A 17,905-nucleotide genomic window follows, 5' to 3' on the forward strand; every position below is an offset into this window, starting at 1 on the left:
ATGTATTAATTATAATATCAATGTAACATAAGTAAGTATATAACATTAGTAGTTATCAAGCTTTATATTTTAATGTCTTAGCTCCACATTTTTAGTTTGTTATATTTTGCTTCTTTGTCGAGTTGAATATAAGATTATTCAAATTACAGTTCTAACTTTAGCATATTGGAATTTGTTTAGTTAAAAAAGCAAAAAGCTTTAATACCAAGTTCACATGCTTTCTTATGCGAATCTCGAAGCTCTTGATTATTATTTGCGTTATTTGCCAAAAATGCACAAGCCCAAGCATATCCATTATCACATGAATAGCTTGCAAGATTCTTTGATGTTTTTCTATTTCTTTCAAATGTAGCATATCCCTCAAAATAAATCATAGCCAATGTCATACAATCAAATATATATTGATTGCTGCATTTATCTGATGCTATATCATATGCCTTTTTGAATAGGTCTTTAGAGTTGGCAATTGGAATATCTGAATAACTCGAAAATATTGCAAGCTTTAAGCAGCTTCTGCTATCTTGCATTTCACATGATTTTTCAAGTAATGTTATGGCTTCTTGTCTATTTTCTTTGGAATCATATCCATAGAATCTGTCATGATATATTTCTCCTAAAACCGAGCAGTCAAATCCACCAGAATCATCGCAAATCTTTTTGGCATAATCTTTCCATTTATCTACATACCATATTCCTTCTTTTAGATTATCTAATTCATTATACTTTTTGATTCTGTCTGCGTCTTTTATGGAGATTTGCTGCTCTATTGTTTTATTCGCGCAAGCCATAAGCATAAGACTAATATAAAAAATCACAAAAATTTTAGTAATCATTTCATTGTCCCAAAATCCAAAAAATTATATTTGTATTGATATATTTTTCTAAATATTAATAATATATTATTAATTTTGATAGTTCGCATTAGATCTCCATTTATAAAGTTTATTTATTTTGGTTTTGATAATGTTAATTTACTGTTATTTTTGTGTTTTGCAATTTTTTTAAGCTATTATTGCTTCTATACACTTAAGAAAATAGGCTTTGTGTGTTAGTAACAGGAAATAAACTATATGTTTTATATGTAGCAATGCGCCCTCTAGCCGTTCTCTCTACATATCCATTCACGAGTAAATAAGGCTCAATGACTTCTTCAATGGTTCCTTCATCTTCGCTCATTGCGGCGGATAATGTATTTAATCCCATAGGCTTGCCATTGGCATATGCTAGTAATTGTAAATATTTCAAATCCATTTCATCAAATCCTAGCTCATTCACTCCAAGCTCATTTAGGGCGTGTTTTGTGATTTTTTCATCAATTATATTTGAATTACCCACTTCAGCAAAGTCCCTCACTCTTCTTAAAAGTCTTAATGCAATACGAGGTGTGCCTCTAGATCTGCTAGCAATCTCATTTGCACTTGTTTGTGTAATGTCATATTTTATTGTTTTACATGCTTGAGTTATGATTTTAGATAATTCATCTTTAGAGTAAAATTCAAGTTTAGCACTTATGCCAAACCTATCTCTTAGTGGATTTGATAGCATGCCAGCTCTTGTTGTAGCTCCAATTAGTGTAAATGGTTCAATAGTGATTTTTATGGTTTGTGCTCCAGCTCCTTGCCCAGCTATAATATCAAGCCGAAAGTCTTCCATAGCAGGATACAAAATTTCCTCTATAGCCGGACTTAGTCTATGTATTTCATCTATGAAGAGTATATCGCCTTTGTTTAGATTTGTTAATATAGCTGCCAAATCTCCTGCTTTTTCTATTGTTGGAGCGGCACTAACCTTAATATTAGCATTCATTTCATGAGCTATTATATAGCTTAGCGTTGTTTTGCCAAGTCCTGGCGGTCCAAAGAATAGAACATGATCTAAGCATTCGTTACGTTTTTTGCTAGCTTTTATGAAGATTTGTAAATTCCGTTTTATTTTATCCTGTCCTATGTAGTTTTTCCAGCTTATGGGTCTAATAGTTGTTTCACCATTTTCATCTTGATTGCTCTTTGTTTGAGCAATGATTGAATGCCTTTCCATATTTAACCTTATTCCATTATGTTATTATTGAGCCATGTGTTGTAGCATTTGATTTTAATAGAATCTATGCAGAATTGCATGCGAAATATAATTTTGGTTGTCGCTTTAATCCCAAATATGCAAGCAAGTAGCAATTAGTCAAATTAATTGGGATATATTTTTTCATTAACTTTTGTCTTTATCCAGATTTTTTAATAGCCTTCTTAGTTTTACATAAAATTTCATCCATTCATCAAGCTCCATAATTGGGTGTCCACCCCATTTACTTTTTGGTGGAAGATTCTTAGATACTGCTCCACGTCCTGCTACTTGTGTGAAATCTCCAATATGCACATGTCCACCTGTGCCAACTTGTCCACCTAGCACGACATTTCTTCCCATTGTAGTAGAGCCAGCTAAGCCTACTTGAGCGACTAATAAGGAATTTTCTCCCACAATAGAATTATGTGCTACAACACAGCTATGTCCTATCTTGCTTCCTTGTTTAATCCTAGTTTCACCAAATACGGCTCGATCTATTACATTGTTTGCACCTATTTCAACTCTATCTTCTATTATTGTTTTTCCATTATGCTCAATTTTTATATGTCGACCATCGCTTGTTTGTGCATATCCAAAACCATCGCTTCCTATTATGCTTCCTGCATGTATTAAGACGTGATTGCCTATTTGACTTTCGCGATATATCACTACGTTTGGGTAGATTTTACAATACTCACCAATAATTACGTTATCGGCTATAACAACATTTGGCATAATTATTGTATGTGCTCCTATATGAACATTGCGTCCAAGTGATACATTCGCGCCAATTTTCGCACTTTCATGAATTTGCGATTGTGTATAGTTATGGGCAATAAAATCTCCCTTTGCAAAGAGTTGCGATAATAGGGCAAATCCTAAATGTGGATTATCCACTACTATTGGTTGTATGTGACTTGGAATCTTGTCCTTAATAGATTCTTTAATTAGCACTGCTCCAGCTTTTGATTTTTGTAGGTCTTTGGCATATTGGTCTTGATTAATATAGCTTACATGATTGGGCGTGGCAAACTCTAATGGAGCTAATCCTATTAGCTCAAAATCCCTTTGCAATGGTGTTTTTACTTGTAATGATGTACCGAAAGCTTTATGCATCGCTTCTGATAATAGCATACTCTCTCCTTGCTAATAAAGTATATATTATAAGCGAAAACTTTAAATGCTTATAGGCTATCCATTTACGACCATTTGTCTTATTATTGAGCAATCTTTTAATCCTGTTACGCCTTGTTCAATAAAAGATTGCATTTGTTTATTGTTATATTTGTTATGATCATATGCAATTACACAAACCTCATCTCCTTCTTTTAAGAATCTAGTTTCAGCTAGGCTTGTGTAGCTAGTTGCTCCGATGGAAATTAGAATCTTGCTCGGTTGATTTGAACGTTTAATAATTTCTCTAAGATCTTCTAATACGGTATGATCTGTTTGAGTGTTAAGTTTATCTACAGTCCAATCTATGAGCTTTTTATAAAAGTAACTATAATTCACAATCTTTATATTATCACCGTATTGATGTGTTTTACCTTCAAATATAAGGAAAGAAGTTAAAGAATAGTTATCACAGATTCCACCGTTTTCAAATTTATCAACAGGAATCTTGTAACCGTATCCCTTTGAGCCATCAGAAAAATTTTTCTTTTGACTAATTTTTATCGCACTTGTATCATTGCGAACAGATGTATCATTAAATGCCATAAAAAATTTTGGTAAAAGAGAAATTATTTTACCTTCTAAGTCATATGTAACATCGCATTCAAGAGCTATTTCTGGTTCTGCTTGAACATTAAGCATATTATCATTGGGTAAAATAATTTTTTGATTATCCACACAGTAGCGACCTAAAAAACTATCATCTTCTGGAATATAAAATGGAAATATTCCCTTTGGAGCACCTTCTTCGCTTTTTATGTCTTTAAAGTCATTTGCTTCGCCTGCTTGCTCTAAGTGGTTGGCAAAATTGCCTATTACTCCGAATCCTAAAAATTCTCTTTGCATAAATATCTCCTTATTTCTTAAACAATGCTAGAAGCATGATAATTTAAGAGAATAAATTGTAGTCTATATTGACAAGAAAATATCAATTTTATACACTCAACTTTGCGTTTTTATTTTTATAGTTACTTATTGTAACTTTTATTTAATTTATTTTATTCTATTGTTTCTAAAGATTGTTTTACTATGTAGATTGTAAATTTCTGGTTTGGAATCTATTTTTTGTGATCTAAGCCTATCTAGTTGCTTATGATGATTAATAATCATATTTCTAATCCTCTCAAATTGACTGTGCAATTTTTTATTTGTTGCATGGTTAATGAATGTGCCATAAGCAGGTTCTTTGATTTTTGGATTAGTAATTTCTATAATGTCGTGCAATCTTGCATGCCGCTTTGCTACGAATCCTTGCATTGATTTACAATCCTCAAGCCTCATTTTTTTCTTAAGCATACAGTTACTCCAAATCATCTCATATATTTTTTTTGCGTGATATTTATTAAATTCTATACATGCAGCTTGAGAGTTAAAACCAAAAGCAATTTGATTTGCATGGATTTTAGATCGCATAATAATTGTTAAGTGATGCCTAAGGTTTGATGGCAGGAAGATTCTAAGCTGGTTTAGAATATAGGAATCCACAATAGAATTAGCAAACTCTGGTGAAGTAAATTGTCTATTAATTAGTTGTTTGCTAAAATCAGAAGTAAAAATTTCTTTAAAGGTTTTCATGATGAGAATATTAGCACAATTTTTTGTTTTAACCCTTAGCATATTCTTGTTTTGTGGTTGCGGATATAAGAAGGATCCGTTTTGGGATAAACCAGAAAAGCCAGATGAATACATACTTCCTTAAATTTATATATAAAATTCTATTTGTGATTTGTAATTATTGGTATTTATGATGTTTACTTGATTGTGGTGTTGCATCAATTATGTTGTTACTTGTTTATTTGAAGCTTAGCTAAGATAAAAGATATACTTTAATTTATATTTTGTAATATACCTATTTAGATTCTGTATTTACTTTTTTAGTGTCATCATTTGGAACTTTTGAGATTTGTAAAATCTTTAATATTTGTTCATTTGCCTTAAAGCTTGCTTGGAATTCAACCCTGCGAGATAACTCATCGCTTGTTAATGGCTTTGCAAAACTCACTCCATTTGCTCGTAGCAACTTAATCAGCCATTCTTGCTTATCGCTAATTCCAGATAAAGAGAAGCAATATTTTAGCACTTGAAATGCTCTTTCTTGGCTTAATTCGGCATTGCCTAGATAACGTCTTTCTAGGGATTGTGCGCCTTCCCAGTCCTTTGATGTATGTCCTTCTATGCGAATTTCCTCTATAAAGTCACGATATTTATCGCCATATAGAATCTTTATGTATCGTGGAAAAAAGTCATTTAGTATTTTTTGGAATCTCTGTTTTACTCTTTTTTGCCCCACATCAAATAGAATGTCTTGCTTTTGAAATCTTATTGTCGTGTCTTCTTCAATAAATGCATCCCATTTATCTAAATCCTTTCCAAATTCTTGCATCAAATCCTTATATAGCTCATTTTGTAGATTGGAATAGTTTTGTGCTAGGTCTCTTATCTTGTCGTTTTGAATCTCTAATTGCTTTTTTTCATTCTCTAGTGTTACCATGAATGCAATTGTGATCATGACAAATATCATCATAACCCCAGACATCATATCTGAAATGCTAATCCAATGACTGCTTTTATCTTCCATTTATACTCTTATTGTGAATATTTAATCTTATTGTGCACCCATAATATCTCTTACGCGTTTCAAAAACCATTCATAGTTATTTGCAAAACTTTTTGTCATTTTTTCTAATTTTGAATCTAATGTTTCCAAATTGTTGCCTAGATTTTCTTGGAGATTGGCACTTTGCTTTACTAATATTTCTATATTGTCCTTGAAATGATATACCACATCATCTAAAGCTGCCTTTTGATTATTAAATAGATTTACATTTGAGTTAGCTAAAGTACTAATATTTTCTTTGATAGCTGTCATCGCATTATTCATCTCAAGTGTAGCATCTTTTTGATTCTTAATATTGCTTTGCATGCTAGCTTGCATTAGCTTTATATATTGTATGCACAGATTTCTAAAGTATGTGTTTAATCCGTCTACATTATTTTTTGACATTGATTCAAAAGTCTGAATACTTTGCGTAAAATCTACAATGCTTTTATCAAGGGATTCTATTGCTCCTTGATGTTTTTGCATAATAGAATTAATTTGGTTTTGCAGTTTTTCATTTATCGATTCAATATGATTTGTTATTCCTTCTTGATATTTTTGCATAATATTGCTATTTTCATTTAATGTGACTTCATATAAGTTTTGATTTTCCTTATAGAAGTTGCCCATTTCCTCATATAAATCTCTAGTTTGTTTAGTTAAGCTGCTAGTTATTTCTTCACAACTCTTTTGTACATTTTGACTTGTCATCTGAAAGCTAGTTTTCATTAAGTCAAGATTCCCATTTAGATTATCATAGAACTTAGCTCCATTTTGCTCTAGATTTTGCATGATTGTTTTTTGTTCTTGTATTGCTTTTTCTAGCCTTTCCTCATGTATCTTATTGCTTTGGTTATTAATATTATCTATCATTTGGGTTAGTTCTTGGAATCGATGTTGAATATCTAGTGTATTTTTGTTTAAGTTATTGTTTAGAGATTGTGCATTTTTTCCAATTGATTCCATGATTGAATTGGTATTTTCTGAAAATTTTGTATAACTTGTATGTAAATGTGAATCGATTTTATTTTGTGATTCTATGAGGGCATTTGAAATATTCACAGCTTGAGAGTTTAGGCTGCGAACTATTAGAGTATTATCTTTTTCTAGCATTTCAGATAGGTTAATATAGTTGTGTTCTAGCATCTTATTGAATTTACCTAGCATTTGTTGTAGATTTGTATCTAGAGATGTGCTTTGTGTTTGCAAAAACTCATGCAATATATCACCTTTTTGCGTTAGGTTATCGCGAAGTGTTTGGGCTTGTATGTTTAGATTTTCTTGCAGTGTATTGTTTTGGCTTTGCATACTTTGGGTTAGATTTTGAGCTTGAGTTATAAGGAAAGAATCTAGCTCTTTTGTATGATTCTCAAACGCTTGTTGCAACTTTTCGTATTGTCCTTGCAATAAATTTTTTAGATTATCTTGCGTAGTTTGAAAGTAACTTTGAGAATCTCTCATTACATTAGTAATAGATTCTGAGAGTAGATTATGTTGAGTTTCAAGATTAGTCCTTATTGTTTCTAGCATTGATTTAGTATTGTCTTTCATCATACTTATCTCATTTTGGAGATTTTCATTGGTGAGTTTTAGGTTTGATTTTATATCTTCTTTATATGCTAATTGCAAATTTTCAAGATTATCTATCGTTCTTTGTGTGGTTTGCGAATTCGTAGATTCTATTTTCTCTAGTGCTACGCTATGGATCTTTTCTAGGTTACTTATATTTAGTTCTTGAGATTTTATTAAGAATTCTTTTGTTTGGTTGGTATTTTCTTGCATTGTTTTTATAGCACTTTCTTGCATTAATGATAAATTTTGAATATGTGATTTAGCTAGCTTATTTTGAGATTCTATATTGTGTTCTAAACCTTTTGTGCTTTCAGCAATATATGTTTCTATGTTTTCTTGTTGTTTTTGCAAGGCTAGGGAAGACATTTCTAGAATCTTTTCTTGAAGATTGTTATAGTCTTTGCTAATTATAGATTGAAAATTTTCACATAAATTCTCTATATTGTTGTTTATCATATTGTGATTACTGGTTATAGATTCTTGAATTTGGCTATGTATCATGCTAATTTTGCCTTGTAAATCGTCTAAACATTCTTTTGTGAAATCCTTGAAATTCTGTGTATTGTTTTGCAAAGACTTATCAAATGTTTCCATAGTTTGGGAGAGATTCTTATCTAGTATATGGAATTTTTCATCATATAGTTCGTTTGATTTTTGCTGTATGTTTTGCATTGATTCTAAGCTCTTTTGAGTGCTATTATATAGCTTTTCTAACATGGAATCAGCACCCTGTTTAAACTCTCTGTTAAGTGATACTAATGATTTGCCACTTTCTTCTAAATTTTGCTTAACCTGCCTTGTTATCTCATCTGTGCAAGCTGTGGTTTGCTGGAAAGATTTTTCAATCTTCTCATTTGTGGACTCAAAAATATTTTCAATTTTAATATAAGAATCTTGCAAATAGTTCAATATATCTTGATTTTGCAATACTAGCTTAGAGTTGCTTTGATTTAGTCTATCTAAGTTGTCCTCGAAGAATGCTAAGATTTTATTTTGATATTGCGTTAAATATTCATGCAGTTCATCTTTAGATTTGGATAAAGAAGATATAAAACTTTTTGAATATTCTAGTGCCTCTAGACTAGAATCTTTTAGACTTGCTACTGATTTTAACTTTTCTTCTAGGCTAGATTCTAGGATTAGTAGATTTTCTAGAGCTTGTTTTAGTTGTTGTTGCAAGTCTCTATTTTGGTTACTGTATTCTTTCATTTCTTCTAGGTGAAGTTTATTTGTTAGAATAGATTCTGTGCTTTGCTCCATTGCTGTCTTAGCACCTTCCAAAGTTTGCTGTATGTTGATTAAGAATTGTGTATTTTTATCAATATATTCTTTGTAGTTCTCCTGCCATTGTAAGATATTTTTTGTGGCATAATTTAGTTCCTTGAAATTCTCTCCAAACTGTTCTTTTAAGTTATTATTGAAGTCGCTAATAACAATCTCTAATGCTTTAATAAGCTCTTTACTAGCACCTAGGGCTAAAGTTTCTAATGCCTTGTGCAGCGAGCTATCAACGTCTTTCATCATTGCTTTTATATCTGATTTGAAGCTATCTTGTTTATTAATGTTATCTTGCAAGGTTTCTAGAATTGGGTTTAATTTATTTAGCTCTTTCAGATGTATTAGCTCATCAAATTTTAGTGTTTGATTGGCTATAAATTCTAATGATGCTTCTTCTTCTTTGCTAGTTTGCTTGCCTTTTTGATATATGCTTAATGCTATTGATAGCCCCATGCCTATTATTGATGTATAAAATGCTGTCTTTAAGCCATTTAGTAGGGTAGGAACAGATTCTAACAAGTTTCTTGTATCAAATCCTAGCAATCCAATGAAAATTCCTACAAATGTCCCGAGTATCCCAATACTCATAATAAGCGATTTGAAGTCTTTGTGGTTGCCCTTTCTAAAACTTTGTAAATCCCAAGTACATAGGGCTAGCATAAGAATCGTAAAAATTATATTGACAATCATTTTATTATTTCTCACTTAAGCAAAGAAAATTTCAGCTCACATTGTAACATGTTTTAGTGAGATTATTTATTATGTATGATTTTTGGCTATTGGTTTAATATACTTGAAAAAGTGTGCAGAAATGCTATGTTATAATAACAGAATTTTTTATATCAAGGATTTTTATGAGTTTTTATCGGCAGCTAAAACCATTACTCTTTAAAATTGATCCAGAGAAAGCGCATAATCTTGTTACAAAATTGATGTCTATTACACCAAAATTGCACTTATTGGAATCTTATTTGGTTGCCTCTTATTGCAAGGTTTATGACAATCTTTCTCAAGATATTCATGGTTTGCATTTTTATAATCCTGTAGGACTTGCTAGTGGTTTTGATAAGAATGCCGAATTTATACGAAGTTTAGCGGGCATTGGATTTGGATTCTTAGAGCTTGGCAGTATCACTCAAATGCCTCAAAATGGCAACCCTAAGCCTAGAATCTTTCGTCACATAGAAGAAGAAAGCATGCAAAATGCGATGGGATTTAACAATATCGGAGCGCGCGGTATGCTAGCAAATCTTAAGAAACATTATCCATTTAGCATTCCCTTAGGAATTAATATAGGCAAGAATAAGGATCTTGTATTATCAGATTCTCTAAAGAATTATGAGCTAAGCCTTGATACACTGAAAGATCATGGTGATTATTTTACATTCAATCTATCTTCACCTAATACTCCTAATTTACGTGATTTACAAAACGAGTCTTTTGTGGGTGAACTTATTTCTATGGCAAGAGAGGTTACAAATAAACCTCTGTTTCTTAAGATTTCTCCAGATATGGAAGTAGATGTTATGCTTGCTGTATGCCAAAAAGCAATAGATTGTGGAATTAATGGAATAGTTGCTACTAATACCACAATCGACTATAATGTAATTGCTAATCCAATTAAGAAGAATGATGTAGCAATAGGTGGGATAAGCGGCAAAGCATTATGTGAGAAGTCTCGCACAGTGCTTAAGATTTTAGGACAAAATTTCTTTGGTAAAACTACTCTTATATCGCTTGGTGGTATCAGTGATGCAAATGAGTTATATACTAGATTGGGTTTAGGTGCGTCTCTTGTTCAACTCATGACTTCTTTTATATTTCATGGACCATCACTTATTGCAAATATTAATAAGGAGCTAAGTCATAAATTAGAAGTAGATGGATTTAAGAGCATATCAGAGATGATTGGTAAGGATATTTCGCAATAATTAGAGGATTCTTTATTTATGTTTGGTTTTATATCTAATATATACAGAATATTGTTTTTAGGAGTTTTTATGAGTAGTTTTGCATTTTGTGATGTGTTGCCAAAGCATGAGGCTATTACACTTGAGAATGGTTTGCAAGTGGTTGTAATTCCGTTAGATAATAAGAGTGGTGTAATTGAGACTAATGTTTTTTACAAGGTTGGTTCTCGCAATGAAGTAATGGGAAAGAGTGGTATGGCACATATGCTAGAACACTTGAATTTTAAGAGCACAAAGAATCTTAAGGCTGGTGAATTTGATGAGATTGTGAAGAAAATGGGCGGCAGTGATAATGCGTCTACAAGTTTTGATTATACACGTTATTACATACGATCTAGCAAGCATAATCTTTCTAAATCTTTAGAGCTTTTTTCTGAACTAATGCAAAATCTTATGTTTGTAGATTCTGAATTTCAATCTGAACGTGATGTAGTAGTGCAAGAGCGATTGTGGAGAACTGATAATTCACCAAGCGGGTATTTGTTCTTTAGATTTTTTAATACTGCTTATGTATATCACCCATATCATTGGACGCCAATTGGATTTATGAATGATATACAATCGTGGAAGCTAGAAGATATCAAAGCATTTCATAGTCTATACTACCAACCCCAAAATGCTATTATTGTCGTAGCTGGCGATATAGAATCTTCTGTAGTATTTAATGAAGCAAAAAAATATTTTAGCGAGATTAAAAATACAGCCATAATTCCAGATGTTAATATTGTAGAGCCAAAGCAAGATGGAGCAAGGGAAGCATATATTAAGAAGGATACAGGTGGCATTGAATGGCTTATGATGGGATTTAAAATCCCAAAATTCAATCATGAAGATCAAGTTGCACTAGAGGCTATTGCCGATATACTAGGCGGTGGAAAAAGCTCTGTTTTAACAGCACTTTTAACTGATAAGTTAAAGTTAGCTTCATCTGTGAGTGTTTATAACATGGATTTAGTTGATGATGGTATGTTCATTATTATTGTAACTGGAAATGTTGGTGTTAAGGCTGTTGATTTGAAAGCTGAAATTCTAAAGGAGATTGAAAAGCTTAAAAAAAGTCTTATTGCAGATGAAAAGCTAAATAAAGTAAAAATCAATACAAGAGCTTCGTTTATATATAGCATGGAGAGTGCTAGCTCTGTTGCGGGGCTTTTTGGTTCATATCTTGTGCGAGGAGATATTGAGCCATTATTGAGTTATGAGAAGAATTTAAATGAACTAGATTCTAAAAAATTGCAAGAAGTGGTAAATAAATATTTTACAATCGATAATTCTACAACCCTTATCATGACAAACTAATTGCTATTTATCGCATTTTTGTAATTTTTAACTGCATAAAATAAGAGCCTTATTCTAAGTATTTCTAACATAGTTTTGTTTTATTCAAATTATTTTAGAATCTCTATTCCAATAGGCTTTTTAGTATATCCATATTTATATATCCATTGTGTAATTGCTTGATTGTAAAGTTTTTCTTGATTATCTTCTAACAATAACAAGTCAATTCCATTTGCAATAGCCTCATCTTTACTTAGAGTAATCTTGCTTAATCCCTCCTTCTCTGCATTTTGAAATATTGCTATAAGGTTTCTGTGAGCATTCTTATTGGCATATTGCAAAAAATGTAAATGATAACCCCTAATAGTCTGTATGCTCAAGCATACAATAAGCGATATTACAACAAAACTAGACAACCATCTAATTATTGCATTGCTATGATTATTAAATCTTAGCAACATAAATAGTAGGGCACAAAATAATAAAATCACTTCGAAAAATATATATTTTACATTTATTGCGCTAAACCCAATAACTCCAAGTAACCCAGTGCATAATAGGGCAATAGTGAAATATTCTTGCTTATCTATATTGCTTAGTATCATCTTTACAAAAAGAAAGCCAAGATAGAAGATGGATATAATGATGATATATTTGCAAAGTATAGGTTGCGATGAAAAACCATGCAGTATAGAATCTAGTATTCTTGTTTGATGTAAGCCTTCTATTTGAACTGCACCTCTACCAGATAAAATAGTAAGTATAAAGGATATTGGAACTAGGAATAGTATTAGCATAATTCGAATAAATATTGATATTTCTATGCTTTCTTCTTGTTTGATACAATAGTAGACTAGTATAAATACAGATAAGCCAAATATTGCAAGAGATGAAGTTTCTGTTACAAAGCATGCCGAGTATGCATAGAAGAATAAAATGCAATAACCAATAGGGTTTTTCAGAATCAAAGAATATTCTATATTATGTAAAAAATAGTATGCGATAGGCAAGAAAAATAGCAATGAAAATCCAGCTGTCCCAATATATGCTGCTACTGTGTTGTAATTAGCAACATGGGAACAGCAGTAAATACAACCAAGTGAGCAAATAACAAATATCATCTTAAAATGTTGCTTTTTATTTAGAATCCAAACAAGAATTGACAGGGTTGTAAATAGCAGGAAATAAAACACAAGGCTAAAAAACGCGCTAAAGAACTCTTGAGTTTCCAATGGTGAGAAACCAAAGGATATAAATACGCGTCCTAAGGGTAACATACAAAGTGATACTAGAATATCTACAAAATGTCTTCCTCTAGACCAGAATTCACCAAATATCTGATAGGGCTGATAAAATACTCCATCTGAATTGGCATACACCCAATCATCTCCATCTATTGAGATAAGCATACTCTGTGATATTATTATCAATGCAATAAATATGCAATAAATGGTGAATACAAAATTGGATAAAACAACCGATAATAGCTCTTTTTGTCTATTAGGGCATATCCCATTGGTGTTTGGAATCTTTAGCTTTAAGGGTATAATAGCCAAGAATTTTTGTTTAATTGATTCTATGCCAAATGTTAGCATTGCTACTATTATTCCAATTAAGAATAGGGCTGTCAATGTATGGATTATGAACTTAGGTTTTAGGGTTAGCTTATATGCTATATTGGTAATTTCAATAGAATTAGTTTCTAATTTTTTAAAACTTGCAAAATCACCAAAACGCGAATGTTTATAGCCGTGTATAGCATAGATGAAATTGGGCATATTGCTATAATCTGGTATAACTTGGAATATATCATTAGGGCGGAATATTTTTTCATCACTATTAAATCTAAATCCATAGATATATATTTTTATATCTTCATTGTTATATATTGCTTTAACTTCAGAATCTTTTGAAATATTTTGTATGGAATATGACCACTCAAGTATTTTTTGATATAGATTGTTTGGTTCATTTTTATTATTAGGTGTAGTTTTATAGTTATCTTTATTTTTTATTCCATTATCAATAGTATTGTCCTTTTTGTTGGTATCTTTTTTGCAATGTGAATTTAAGTATTGATTGTAATAATTTATAGTTTCTATTGGTATTGTAGAGCTGTCGAATGATTTGTTAAGTGTAAAGTCTTTATCTTTGATATAAAATGTAAAATAAAGCAAGTCTGAATCTATGAAGCTTTGTAAATTTGATGAATTTATAGGATACTTTATTTGTAGGCTTTGACAAAGATTCTTATGCGCTGCAATAGTATTTTCTTTACTTAGGCTTATATGGCTAATGTAGCCATATCTAGTTTTATTGCCCAAATACATTAGAGCAATGATTGCTACAATGCTGATACCCGTTACTAATATATATATATATATATATATATATATCTTGATTTATGCAACATATTTACCCTTTTTTTGTGTTTAATTGTGCTTTTATTATTTGGGAGCTGTAGTTAATATTGTGATTATACAAGCTTAATTTATTGATTTAAGTTTTTTTTATATAATTAATTCTTGATTTTGCGCTTATTTTATAAGGAGTAGCATGCAGCATGATATAAACAAGAAGGGGAATACTACACAGATGTTTATAGACTTCGTTAGAAGCGAGTCTTTTGGTGGGATTTTTCTTGCTTTTTCTACCATATTAGCCCTAATTGTTGCTAATTCAAGTTTTGGAGATCTTTATCAACACTTTTTTCATACGCAGTTTGGATTTCAATTTGACGATCATTTTATAGGATTTTCTATTCATGATTGGATAAATGACGTATTAATGGCATTCTTTTTTTTATTGGTAGGGTTAGAGATAAAACGTGAGATGATTTTTGGTGAGCTTAACTCATTTTCTAAGGCTGCATTCCCTGCCATAGCAGCAGTTGGTGGCATGATAGTGCCAGGCCTTATTTATTATTATTTGAATATGGGAACGCCTTCAGCTCATGGATTTGGTATCCCAATGGCTACAGATATTGCATTTGCTTTAGGGGTAATTATGGTGCTTGGTAGTCGTGTTCCCATAGCATTAAAGGTATTTTTGGTTACTCTAGCTGTTGTAGATGATTTAGGTGCTATTGTTGTTATTGCTTTGTTTTATGGCGGTGATATAAACTTATTTTGGCTTATGATGTCTGGCTTTATTATTTTATTGCTAATTATTTTTAATAATTTGGGCATAAAGAGCCTTGTTGTTTATCTGATCTTTGGTGTATTCTTGTGGTTTTGCGTGCATGCAAGCGGAGTTCATGCAACCATTGCTGCAGTTGCACTTGCGTTTTGTATTCCTCTAAAAGCAAAGTATAAATTTTCTAAATTTGAAGATTCTATAAATCGCTTTTCTAGCAGCTATGTCAAAGGTAAGGACGATAATGTTTTGCTTAATTCAGAACAATTAGAAATGATTCATGATATTCAACGTGTTGCTATTAATGCACAGAATCCACTACTAAGACTTGAGCATTTTTTGCAACCATGGAGCGCATATTTCATTATGCCTTTGTTTGCATTTGCCAATGCTGGAGTTAATATATCTGGTAATTTTGATTTCAATATTGATCATATATTCTGGGGAATATTTTTAGGCTTAGTGGTAGGTAAGCCCGTTGGAGTATTATTGGCTACATTTGCTTGTGAAAAGTTTGGTATTGCTAGTCGTCCTAATTCCATTGGTTGGGGACATATACTTGGTGCTGGCATGTTAGCTGGTATTGGGTTTACTATGTCGTTGTTCGTGTCTGCTTTGGCATTTGACTTAGAATCTTCCAAGGAGTTATCTAAAATTAGCATTTTACTTGCATCTTTGTTTTCATGTGTCATTGGTGTAATTTTCTTGCTTTTTTATGGAAAAATAAAAAAATAATACCTCATATAATGGTAAAATTATAATGTTATTGTTTCATGTAAGTTTAGTTTGAGATTGTAAGGAGTTTGTATGGATCAACTGGAACCTTTTGTTTCATTTGTGCCTCTTCTTGTATTGATTTTGGTATTTTATTTTTTGGTTTTTCGCCCACAGCAACAACAAAAGAAGAGGCATGTAGAGATGGTTACTAATCTTAAACGAGGAGATAAGATAGTTACAAATGGTGGGTTTGTGTGTGAAGTTATCAAGCAAGAAGATAATTTCATTAATGTTAAGCTAGGAGATAATCAGGTTCGTTTATCTAAGGATTATGTAGCATACAAAATTGATGAAATTTCTAGTAATGGAGATTCTAAATCAAGCTAATCAATCCTAATGTCTAGCTGTTGTTTTATTAGTTTGAAATGCTAGATTTAATAATTAGTTATTTATATTAATAATAGAGATTGTAATGACAAAACATATCAATACCAACAAGCCATTTAATTATCGTCTTGCAACATTAATCATTGCAAGTCTATTTGCGATTATATTTAGCATTCCTTCTTTTTTTCAGAATAAGGAAGCTTATCCATTCTTTGCTGATAAACCAAAAATTAATCTTGGACTTGATTTGCAGGGTGGACTAAGCCTATTGCTTGATGTTGATGTTAAGGCGGCTGTTGATAGTAGATATACAACCATATTAACTGATATTAGATTTCAAACACAAAGAGAAAAAATTCTAATCACAAGACTTAAAATCGATGCAGACAGAGTTAGCTTTTTGCTTCTAGACCCTAATAAGGCAAATAAATTAGAAGATGTGCTTAAGGAAATACAAGGTATAGATATAGAACGTGATTCCAACCAGTATATCATTACATTGACTAAAGAGGAAATAAAGCTAATAGAGAGAAGCGCGCTAGAGCAAGCTATTGGAACAATTAGGAATAGATTAGATAGGTTTGGATTAGCAGAGCCTAGCGTATCTAGACAAGGCATCAATCAAATTAATGTAGAGATGCCGGGTGTAAAGACATTAGAGGAGCAACAAAGATTAATAGACTTAGTTTCCAAAAGTGCTAAGTTAGAGTTTATGGCTGTTGATGAATCTCTTGCTAGAAGAATGTCAAATGGTGAAAATATTACAGTTGAAGATGCAGCTAAGTATGATGCTATTTTACTTCCTTTTTCAGATGATATAGCAGGATCTGTAAAATTGCCATTAAAATCTTTGCCAATCCTTGATGGTAGTGAGCTATCAGACGCAAGGACCGCAGCAGATGATAATGGCAATCCTGCAGTTAGCTTCAAGCTAAATTCCAAGGGAGCACAGATATTTGGCGATTTCACATCTCAGAATATACACAATAGACTTGCTATTGTCCTTGATAAAAAGATTTTTTCAGCTCCTACTATTCAATCTAAGATTGGAGGAGGTAATGGTATTATAAGCGGCAATTTTACTATGCAAAGCGCAAACGATTTAGCTATCACGCTTAGATCTGGTGCCCTCTTAGCTCCTGTGCATGTTGTTGAGCAAAGAAGTGTTGGACCAAGTCTTGGTGCAGATTCTATACGAGCAGCTTTTATTGCTTTGGTTACAGGATTTATATTAGTTGTAGGCTTTATGATTGCATATTACTCTATTGCTGGCTTATTTGCTTCAATAGCATTGGTTATTAATCTTTTGCTAATTGTTAGTGTTATGGCATTATTTGGAGCTACTCTTACTTTACCTGGTATGGCTGGTATAGTATTGACTGTAGGTATGGCTGTTGATGCCAATATCATTATTAACGAACGTATAAGAGAGGCTTTTAGAGATGGTCAAAGTGTTGTTAAGTCTTTGAAAGTGGGATATGAGAATGCTTCTAGAGCTATATTTGATGCCAATATTACCTCTTTAATTGCTTCTTTGTTACTGTATATGTATGGCACTGGTTCTATTAAGGGCTTTGCTATTACAACCAGTATAGGAATTATTGCATCAATTGTTACAGCAATTATTGGAACACATGGAGTATATTTATTGCTTGAGAATAAAATCGATAGAAGTAAATTATATTTTTGGTTTGGTGTGCGAAATTCAGACATCGCATTAACACGATAAAAGTAGATT

The 17,905-nt window shown here is 31.8% G+C and carries 14 protein-coding genes; 6 read left to right on the forward strand and 8 right to left on the reverse strand.

Annotation, left to right across the window (positions count from 1 at the left end; translation table 11 throughout):
* Nucleotides 1-176: 176 nt before the first annotated feature.
* The 5 genes from LS73_RS04920 to LS73_RS04940 form a co-directional block, all read right to left on the reverse strand.
* Nucleotides 177-833, reverse strand: coding sequence for an SEL1-like repeat protein (locus tag LS73_RS04920; RefSeq protein WP_052089443.1), 657 nt, complete (start codon nucleotides 831-833; stop codon nucleotides 177-179).
* Nucleotides 834-1,026: 193 nt separating this feature from the next.
* Entirely contained in the window at nucleotides 1,027-2,037 is a 1,011-nt protein-coding gene (gene ruvB, locus LS73_RS04925) for a Holliday junction branch migration DNA helicase RuvB (RefSeq protein WP_034556764.1), read from the reverse strand.
* Nucleotides 2,038-2,202: 165 nt separating this feature from the next.
* On the reverse strand, nucleotides 2,203-3,192 hold the full coding sequence (lpxD, locus tag LS73_RS04930; RefSeq protein ID WP_034556763.1) for a UDP-3-O-(3-hydroxymyristoyl)glucosamine N-acyltransferase: 990 nt from the start codon (nucleotides 3,190-3,192) through the stop codon (nucleotides 2,203-2,205).
* A gap of 57 nt (nucleotides 3,193-3,249) precedes the next feature.
* Nucleotides 3,250-4,077 (reverse strand): DUF5718 family protein, encoded by an 828-nt coding sequence (locus LS73_RS04935; protein WP_034556761.1) that lies wholly within the window; start codon nucleotides 4,075-4,077, stop codon nucleotides 3,250-3,252.
* Between the two features lie 147 nt (nucleotides 4,078-4,224).
* Nucleotides 4,225-4,806, reverse strand: coding sequence for a hypothetical protein (locus LS73_RS04940; protein WP_104692246.1), 582 nt, complete (start codon nucleotides 4,804-4,806; stop codon nucleotides 4,225-4,227).
* Between the two features lies 1 nt (nucleotide 4,807).
* On the opposite strand from LS73_RS04940, the gene LS73_RS10430 reads away from it, so the two are divergent.
* The gene (locus LS73_RS10430; protein WP_267891684.1) at nucleotides 4,808-4,930 is read left to right on the forward strand and encodes a hypothetical protein; all 123 of its coding nucleotides are present in this window, start codon (nucleotides 4,808-4,810) and stop codon (nucleotides 4,928-4,930) included.
* 150 nt (nucleotides 4,931-5,080) lie between these two features.
* Here the strand turns inward: LS73_RS10430 and LS73_RS04945 are convergent, their stop codons facing one another.
* Nucleotides 5,081-5,809: an OmpA family protein gene (locus LS73_RS04945; protein WP_034556758.1), complete on the reverse strand. Its 729-nt coding sequence runs from the start codon at nucleotides 5,807-5,809 to the stop codon at nucleotides 5,081-5,083.
* Between the two features lie 27 nt (nucleotides 5,810-5,836).
* Nucleotides 5,837-9,340 (reverse strand): hypothetical protein, encoded by a 3,504-nt coding sequence (locus LS73_RS04950; RefSeq protein ID WP_138069991.1) that lies wholly within the window; start codon nucleotides 9,338-9,340, stop codon nucleotides 5,837-5,839.
* 194 nt (nucleotides 9,341-9,534) lie between these two features.
* On the opposite strand from LS73_RS04950, the gene pyrD reads away from it, so the two are divergent.
* Both pyrD and LS73_RS04960 read left to right on the forward strand, forming a co-directional pair.
* Nucleotides 9,535-10,611: a dihydroorotate dehydrogenase (quinone) gene (gene pyrD, locus LS73_RS04955; protein ID WP_034556756.1), complete on the forward strand. Its 1,077-nt coding sequence runs from the start codon at nucleotides 9,535-9,537 to the stop codon at nucleotides 10,609-10,611.
* A 69-nt stretch (nucleotides 10,612-10,680) separates the two neighbouring features.
* Nucleotides 10,681-11,949 (forward strand): M16 family metallopeptidase, encoded by a 1,269-nt coding sequence (locus tag LS73_RS04960; RefSeq protein WP_034556755.1) that lies wholly within the window; start codon nucleotides 10,681-10,683, stop codon nucleotides 11,947-11,949.
* An 89-nt stretch (nucleotides 11,950-12,038) separates the two neighbouring features.
* Here the strand turns inward: LS73_RS04960 and LS73_RS04965 are convergent, their stop codons facing one another.
* Nucleotides 12,039-14,258 carry a hypothetical protein gene (locus LS73_RS04965; protein ID WP_034556752.1) on the reverse strand — a complete coding sequence of 740 codons (2,220 nt, stop codon included), beginning with the start codon at nucleotides 14,256-14,258 and terminating at the stop codon, nucleotides 12,039-12,041.
* A 226-nt stretch (nucleotides 14,259-14,484) separates the two neighbouring features.
* On the opposite strand from LS73_RS04965, the gene nhaA reads away from it, so the two are divergent.
* The 3 genes from nhaA (at nucleotide 14,485) to secD (ending at nucleotide 17,896) form a co-directional block, all read left to right on the forward strand.
* A complete protein-coding gene (gene nhaA / locus LS73_RS04970) occupies nucleotides 14,485-15,798 on the forward strand; it encodes a sodium/proton antiporter NhaA (protein ID WP_034556751.1) in 1,314 nt (437 codons plus the stop codon).
* Nucleotides 15,799-15,870: 72 nt separating this feature from the next.
* The gene (gene yajC / locus LS73_RS04975; protein ID WP_034556750.1) at nucleotides 15,871-16,167 is read left to right on the forward strand and encodes a preprotein translocase subunit YajC; all 297 of its coding nucleotides are present in this window, start codon (nucleotides 15,871-15,873) and stop codon (nucleotides 16,165-16,167) included.
* An 85-nt stretch (nucleotides 16,168-16,252) separates the two neighbouring features.
* Nucleotides 16,253-17,896, forward strand: a complete 1,644-nt coding sequence (gene secD, locus LS73_RS04980) for a protein translocase subunit SecD (protein ID WP_034556749.1) — start codon at nucleotides 16,253-16,255, stop codon at nucleotides 17,894-17,896.
* Nucleotides 17,897-17,905 lie beyond the last annotated feature (9 nt).

Source organism: Helicobacter muridarum, from assembly GCF_000765805.2.
Lineage (GTDB): Bacteria > Campylobacterota > Campylobacteria > Campylobacterales > Helicobacteraceae > Helicobacter_A > Helicobacter_A muridarum.